Source organism: Phenylobacterium sp., from assembly GCF_004799395.1.
GTDB lineage: Bacteria > Pseudomonadota > Alphaproteobacteria > Caulobacterales > Caulobacteraceae > Phenylobacterium.
This window is the reverse complement of sequence record NZ_SSMZ01000183.1, coordinates 1-6,436: the sequence shown is the minus strand read 5'-3', so window position 1 is coordinate 6,436 and position 6,436 is coordinate 1. Positions and strand designations below refer to the sequence as shown.

The 6,436-nt window shown below is 68.0% G+C and carries 8 protein-coding genes, 1 other RNA gene and 1 pseudogene; all 10 read left to right on the top strand.

Annotation, left to right across the window (positions count from 1 at the left end; translation table 11 throughout):
• Positions 1-208 (top strand): annotated as a pseudogene (locus E8A12_RS12105) (pimeloyl-CoA dehydrogenase large subunit); the annotation flags it as partial.
• Between the two features lie 50 nt (positions 209-258).
• The gene (locus E8A12_RS12100) at positions 259-1,401 is read left to right on the top strand and encodes an acyl-CoA dehydrogenase family protein (RefSeq protein ID WP_293369006.1); all 1,143 of its coding nucleotides are present in this window, start codon (positions 259-261) and stop codon (positions 1,399-1,401) included.
• Between the two features lie 63 nt (positions 1,402-1,464).
• Positions 1,465-1,869 (top strand): hypothetical protein, encoded by a 405-nt coding sequence (locus tag E8A12_RS12095; RefSeq protein WP_293369005.1) that lies wholly within the window; start codon positions 1,465-1,467, stop codon positions 1,867-1,869.
• A 31-nt stretch (positions 1,870-1,900) separates the two neighbouring features.
• Positions 1,901-2,794: a DMT family transporter gene (locus E8A12_RS12090; protein ID WP_293369003.1), complete on the top strand. Its 894-nt coding sequence runs from the start codon at positions 1,901-1,903 to the stop codon at positions 2,792-2,794.
• A 13-nt stretch (positions 2,795-2,807) separates the two neighbouring features.
• Positions 2,808-3,533, top strand: coding sequence for an N-acetylmuramoyl-L-alanine amidase (locus E8A12_RS12085; protein ID WP_293369001.1), 726 nt, complete (start codon positions 2,808-2,810; stop codon positions 3,531-3,533).
• Complete coding sequence (locus tag E8A12_RS12080; protein ID WP_293368999.1) at positions 3,533-4,147, top strand: FMN-binding negative transcriptional regulator; 615 nt, start codon at positions 3,533-3,535, stop codon at positions 4,145-4,147. Before E8A12_RS12085 ends, E8A12_RS12080 begins: the two co-directional genes overlap by 1 nt.
• A 115-nt stretch (positions 4,148-4,262) precedes the next feature.
• Entirely contained in the window at positions 4,263-4,571 is a 309-nt protein-coding gene (locus E8A12_RS12075; protein ID WP_293368998.1) for a hypothetical protein, read from the top strand.
• Between the two features lie 97 nt (positions 4,572-4,668).
• An RNA gene (rnpB, locus tag E8A12_RS12070) (RNase P RNA component class A) lies at positions 4,669-5,059 on the top strand.
• A 295-nt stretch (positions 5,060-5,354) separates the two neighbouring features.
• Positions 5,355-5,822 (top strand): division/cell wall cluster transcriptional repressor MraZ, encoded by a 468-nt coding sequence (locus E8A12_RS12065; RefSeq protein ID WP_293369008.1) that lies wholly within the window; start codon positions 5,355-5,357, stop codon positions 5,820-5,822.
• On the top strand, positions 5,819-6,436 hold a 618-nt coding region (gene rsmH, locus E8A12_RS12060; protein WP_293368996.1), incomplete at its 3' end, for a 16S rRNA (cytosine(1402)-N(4))-methyltransferase RsmH. The genes E8A12_RS12065 and rsmH, both read left to right, overlap by 4 nt.

Below are 6,436 nucleotides of genomic sequence, written 5' to 3'. Positions count from 1 at the left end.
CCAGCAGCGGCTGCAGGAGCTGGCGCTGGAGGCGGTAGGCCACTACGGCGCCCCGTTCCTGCGCGACCTCGGCCACAACGCTGGCGTCGGACCGGACTACGCCCAGGGCCTGGCCGGCGACATGTTCAACGGCCGCAAGACCTCGATCTACGGCGGCTCCAACGAGATCCAGCGCAACATCATCGCCAAGATGGTGCTGGGACTCTAGACCCTCTCGCCGAGCCAAGAACCCAAGTCACCAACACCCAGGATCGACTGATGGACTTCAACTTCACCGATGAGCAGTCGATGCTGCGCGACACGGTCGCGAGTTATCTGGCGGACCACTATTCGTTCGACCAGCGGCGCGCGCAGCTGGCCAAGGAGCCGCATTGGAGCCCGGCGATCTGGAAGGCGTTCGCAGAGGAACTGGGCATCTTGGGCGCGCCATTCGCCGAAGAACTGGGCGGGTTGGGCGGCGGGCCGGTCGAGAACCTGATCGTCATGCAGGAGATGGGCAAGGCGCTGGTGGTCGAGCCCTATCTGGGGACCGTCGTGATCGGCGGCGGGTTCCTGAAGCACTCCGGCTATGTCGGCGCGGAGACCCTGATCGGCCAGATCATCGCCGGCGAGGCGATCTTCGCCTTCGCCTATGCCGAGCCGCAGGGTCGCTACAACCTGGCGGACCTGAAGACCACGGCCAAGAAGGACGGCGGATCCTGGGTGCTGAACGGCCAAAAAGCCGTGGTCATCGGCGCGCCTTACGCCACCCACCTGATCGTCACCGCCCGCACCGCCGGCGGCCAGCGCGACGCCGAGGGGATCAGCGTCTTCATCGTCGAGAAGGGCGCGGCCGGCGTCACCACCCGCGACTATCCGACCGTGGACGGCTTCCGCGCCTCCGAAGTCATCCTGGAAAACGTGAAGGTCGGCGCCGAGGCCCTGGTGGGACCCGAGGGCCACGCCCTGCCGCTGATCGAAAAGGTCGTGGACGAGGCGATCGTCGCCACCTGCGCCGAGGCCTGCGGCGTGCTCGCCAAGCTGCACGAAGGCACGCTGGAGTACACCCGCCAGCGCAAACAGTTCGGCCAGCCGATCTCGGCCTTCCAGGTGCTGCAGCACCGGATGGTCGACATGTTCATCCAGGTCGAGCAGTCGGTCTCGATGACCTACATGGCCACCGTGAAGCTCTCGGAAGACCACGAGCGGTCCAAGGCCGCCGCCGCCGCCAAAGTGCAGATCGGCAAGGCCTGCAAGTTCGTCGGCCAGAACGCCATCCAGCTGCACGGCGGCATGGGCATGACCGACGAGATGGCCATCGGCCACTACTTCAAGCGCGCCACCATGATCGAGAGCGCGTTCGGGAGCACCGACCATCATCTGGCCCGCTACGAGTTCCTGAGCTTGGGACAGGCTGCTTAGTGCTATAGGCCACCGCTCGCCCTTGTCCGGCCACGCGGCCGGCAGGGTTGAGCGGAGATCTGAATGGCCGTTGTCAGCACCAAGAGCCGGATGGACAAGATCGGCGTGAAGGGCGGCATGCGCGTCGCCGTCATGGGCGTGAAGGATCCGACCCTGAGCGCCGAGCTGGCCGAGCAAGGCGCGGTCCCGGTCGCCGAGCTCGGCAACCTCGACATCCTGTTCTACGCCGCCGACAGCGCCGAGGCGCTTGCCCGCATCGACGCGCTCGTCCCCATGCTGGCCGACAAGGGCGCGCTGTGGGTCGTCTCCGCCAAGGGCAAGTCCGCGATCGTCAAGGGCGCCGAAGTCATCGAGGCCGCCAAGGCCAAGGGCCTGATCGACAACAAGGTGGTGGCCTTTTCGCCAACCCACTCGTCGCTGCGCTTCACGCGGGCCAAGGTCGCGGCGCCCGATCCCGCCGAGGGGTGACCCCAGGGCCAACGCGCACTAAGCGGGACCCATGTCCCTCCGCGACTTTGGCCTCCTTGCGCTGGTCTGCCTGGTCTGGGCCTCGAACAACATCGTCTCGAAGTTTGTGGTGAGCCATCTGGGCGTGCCGCCGCTGTTCTATGCGGCGATGCGGTTCGCAGTGGTGGCGCTGGCGACGCTGCCCTGGCTGCTGCCGATGCCGCGGCCCCGCTGGCGGCTGGTGGTGGTGGCCCTGCTGATGGGTGGCGGCAATTTCGCCCTGCTGTTCGTCGGCCTGACAACCTCGACGCCGTCGGCCGCGGCGGTCATCGGCCAGCTGGGTGTGCCAATCACCACGCTGCTGTCGATGGTCATGCTGGGCGAGAAGATCCACTGGCGTCGCGGGCTCGGCATCGCGCTCACCTTCGCCGGCGCCATGGCGGTGATGTGGGACCCGCACGGGTTCTCGATCTCGCTGGGACTGATGTATGTGGTCGCTTCGGCGGCGGCCGGCTCGCTGGGCGCGGTGATGATGAAGCAGATCGAAGGCGTGCAGCCGCTGCAGTTCCAGGCCTGGGTCGGTTTCGCGTCGGTCTGGCCGCTGGCGGCGCTGTCGGCCGCTCTGGAGCCGGGGCAGCTCCAGACCGGGCTCGCCGGCGGCTGGCCGTTCCTGGCGGCGGTGCTTTATTCCGGCCTGGTGGTCTCGGTGGGAGCCCACACGGTCTATTATTTCCTGATCGGCCGCTATGAGGCGAACCTGATCTCGCCGCTGACGCTGATGACGCCGCTGGCGACGATTGCCCTTGGCGTCGCGATCTTCCACGATCCGTTCGGGCCGCGGATGGCCCTGGGCTCGCTGATCGCGCTCACCGGCGTCCTGATCATCGCGGCGCGGAGGAACCACGTCATGCCGCTGCTGCTCGCCATCCGGAACCGCGCCCAATGACCCTGAGCCTCCCATGTCCTTGAGCTTCATAGAGGCGCCCAGCCCCAACTTCGACGCGCGAACCGCGCCGCCGGAGATCCTGGTGCTGCACTATACCGGCATGAAGACCGGGCCCGAGGCGTTGGACCGCCTGCGCGATCCCGTCGCCAAGGTCTCGTCGCACTACATGGTCGAGGAGGACGGGCGGATCTTCCGCCTGGTTCCGGAGGAGCGGCGCGCGTGGCACGCGGGCGTCTCCTACTGGAAGGGCGATCGCAACATCAACGGCGTCTCCATCGGCGTGGAGATCGTCAATCCGGGTCACGAGTGGGGCTACCGCCGGTTCCCCGACGCGCAGGTCGCCGCGGTGATCGCCCTGGTGGGCGATATCCGCACCCGCTGGATGATCGGCGACGACCGCATCGTCGGCCACTCCGACGTCGCCCCCGACCGCAAGGATGACCCTGGCGAACTGTTCCCCTGGAAGCGGATAGCCGAGGCGGGCCACGGCCTGTGGGTCGAGGCGCCGCCCGCGCCCGGCAAACCGCTGGCCGAAGGCGCCGAGGGCGTCGAGGTCTTCGCCCTGCAGGCCGGCCTGACGCGCCTGGGCTACGACCTGCCGCCCTCCGGCAAGTTCGACGCAGCGACCAAGGCCGTGGTCACCGCCTTCCAGCGGCATTGGCGCCAGGGTCAGGTCGACGGGGTCGCCGACGGCGCCACCCGCGCCCAGCTGATCGCGCTTCTGAGGTTGGCCAGCTGATGCATCCCGCCGCGACGTTCCACGAGGGCGAGGCCGAGCAGATGCTGGCCCACTTGGCCCGGCATCCCTTCGTCACCCTCGCCGCCGCGCCGGATGGGCGCCTGGCGATCGCGCATGCGCCGGTGGTCGTCCGCCGGCTGGCCGGCGGCCTGGCGCTCGACTTCCACCTGGCGCGGAGCAACCTGCTGGCGCCGGCCCTGGCGCAAGGTTTCCGCGCGGTGGCCATCAGCCTCGCGGCCGATTCCTACATCAGCCCCGACTGGTACGGGACTGCCGACCAGGTGCCGACCTGGAACTACGTGACCGTCGAGGCCGAGGGACCGGTGACGGCCATGGACGGCGCGGGGCTCGTGGCCCTGCTCGACGACCTGTCGGCACAGGAAGAAGCCCGCCTGGCGCCCAAGCGGCCCTGGACCCGGGCCAAGATGTCGCCGGGCCGCTTCGAGGCCATGGCCCGTGCGATCATCGGCGCGCGGCTGACGGTGGAGCGGCTGGAGGGTACGACCAAGCTCGGCCAGAACAAGACCGCGGCCGAACGCGCCGGCGTGATCGCCGCCCTGGGCGACCTTCCCATCGCCGTCCTGATGGCCGCCACAATTCCGCCCGGAGCCTGAACGGCGAGCCCGGCCGCATCTCAGAGGCCGTTCAGAGGACGAGGTTCAATCTCATGACACTTGGCGCCGGTCCTCCGACGCGCAAGCGGCTTAAGAGAGTAAAAGGAACCTCGTCATGAACTTCAAACGCACCGTCCTCGTCCTCACACTGGGCGTCGTCGGCTTCGGCGCCGCGGCCGCGACGGCCGACGCCCAGCCCCTGCAGCCGGCCAAGCGCGAGGTCCTCGCCCGCGTTCACGCCCAGAAGCAGGAAATCCGCGCCGAACAGCGCGCCGGCAAGATCAGCCCGATGAAGGCTCATCGCCTGCTGGCCGCCGACCGCCGCATCGCCCGCGACGTGAAGACCAGCGGCCACCTGACCCCGGTGCAGGTCAAGCGCCTGAACCATCAGGAAAACCGCATCCATCGTCATATCCAGAGCTGATGTGACTACGGTTGAGACGCCGGGTCTGCCCGATCCCCGCAGCCCCGGCGCCCCGAACTTGACCTGCCTCGCCCGACCGATCAGGTTCCGCCCCGGACCAGACGGCCGGGCGATCGCGGTCTCCGCAAGGGGGTCGAGGAAAGTCCGGGCTCCACCACGACATGGCGGCGGGTAACGCCCGCCGGGGGCGACCCCAGGGATAGCGCCACAGAAAGCAAACCTCCGCTCTTAGGAGTGGGAAGGGTGAAAGGGTGGGGTAAGAGCCCACCGCGTGCCTGGTAACAGGGACGGCATGGCAAGCCCCGCCAGGAGCAAGACCGAATAGGGACCGTGCGCTCTCCGCAAGGAGGGCAGGGCTGTCGTAGGCCTGGGCGGTCCGGGTAGGTCGCGAGAACCGTCCCGCGAGGGGCGGTCCAGAGGAATGATCGTCGCGTTCTGGGTTTCGGCCCGGGGCGGCACAGAACCCGGCTTACAGGCCGTCTGGTCCATCTTCCCGCATCCGGCGCTGGGACGGAATGACTCCGTCCACAGGTCTACGGCCCAGTTCGTTAACAGTTGTGGCGAAAGTTCGCTGTATGTTCTGGGGATAACAATATCTGATTAACCATACTTGGGCGTGAAGCCTTGGTTTCTCTAACAAAAGGTCAATTGGAGTCATTTACTCCCAATTCATCCCATGTTACCCCATTCGTACTTCGCTAACCATCCTGGGCCGTAGGGGCGGGCCGGTGGCAGGCGAGGCGGAGAGCGGCTGGTGGGGTCGCTCAGTCTTGGGGCGTGGCGGTGTTTCTCTCGACCTTCGAGAAACAGCTGGATGGAAAGCGGCGCATCGTCGTGCCGCAGGACTTCCGCGCCCAGACCGCGGGGCCGTTCGACGGCGTGTTCTGCTTCCCCTCCATCGAAGCCGACTGCATCGAGGGTGGCGGAAAATCCCTGTTCGACCGTTACCTGGGCGTGATCGAGGAACTGGAGTTCGGCGACCCGATCCGCAGCGCCCTTGAGGTCTCAGTCCTGGGCGGCATGGCCCAGCTTTCCTACGACACCGCGGGCCGGATCACCCTGCCGGAGGTGCTCTGCGACCAGTTCGGCCTGACCGACTGGGTGGTGGTGGTGGGTCTCGGCGACCGCTTCCAGATCTGGAGCCGCGAGGCCTTCCAGGCGCACCGCGCCGCCCAGCGCGACATCGCCCGCGAGGGCCTAGCGACCATGCGGGCGCAGCAGCGCGCCGCCAAGCTGAGCGCGGCCCTATGAACGCACCGCATATTCCCGTCCTGCTGAACGAGGTCGTGGATGCGATGCAGCCCGCTGCGGGCAAGACCCTGGTGGACGGAACCTTCGGCGCCGGCGGCTACAGCCGCGCCCTGCTGGGCGGCGGCGCCGCGGTCATCGCCTTCGACCGCGACCCCAGCGCCCGGAAATTCGCCGACGGCCTGCCTGCCGACCGTTTCCGCCTGGTGGAGCGCCGTTTCTCCGAGCTGGACGAAGAGACCGGCGAGGGTGCGGTGGACGGCGTCGTGCTCGACATCGGCGTTTCGTCCATGCAGCTCGACGAGGCTGAGCGCGGCTTTTCCTTCATGCGCGACGGCCCGCTCGATATGCGCATGGCCACCGACGGACCGACGGCCGCCGATCTCGTCAACGAGGCCGAGCCGGAAGAGATCGCCCGGATCCTCTATGTCTATGGTGAGGAGCGCGAGAGCCGCCGGATCGCTCGCGCCATCGCGCGCCGCCGCGACGAGCAGCCCTTCAGCCGCACCCTGGAGCTGGCCGAATTCATCGAGAAGACCCTGGGCGGCCGGCGCGGCGCCAAGGTGCATCCGGCCACGCGCTCCTTCCAGGCGATCCGCATCGCCGTGAACGAGGAG

What these genes read in the sequence shown, in the direction of transcription:
- E8A12_RS12085 (WP_293369001.1), top strand. Translation starts at nt 2,808, where the DNA reads ATGTCCTTGAGCTTCATAGAGGCGCCCAGCCCCAACTTCGACGCGCGA.
- E8A12_RS12100 (WP_293369006.1), top strand. Translation starts at nt 259, where the DNA reads ATGGACTTCAACTTCACCGATGAGCAGTCGATGCTGCGCGACACGGTC.
- E8A12_RS12095 (WP_293369005.1), top strand. Translation starts at nt 1,465, where the DNA reads ATGGCCGTTGTCAGCACCAAGAGCCGGATGGACAAGATCGGCGTGAAG.
- E8A12_RS12090 (WP_293369003.1), top strand. Translation starts at nt 1,901, where the DNA reads ATGTCCCTCCGCGACTTTGGCCTCCTTGCGCTGGTCTGCCTGGTCTGG.
- E8A12_RS12080 (WP_293368999.1), top strand. Translation starts at nt 3,533, where the DNA reads ATGCATCCCGCCGCGACGTTCCACGAGGGCGAGGCCGAGCAGATGCTG.
- E8A12_RS12075 (WP_293368998.1), top strand. Translation starts at nt 4,263, where the DNA reads ATGAACTTCAAACGCACCGTCCTCGTCCTCACACTGGGCGTCGTCGGC.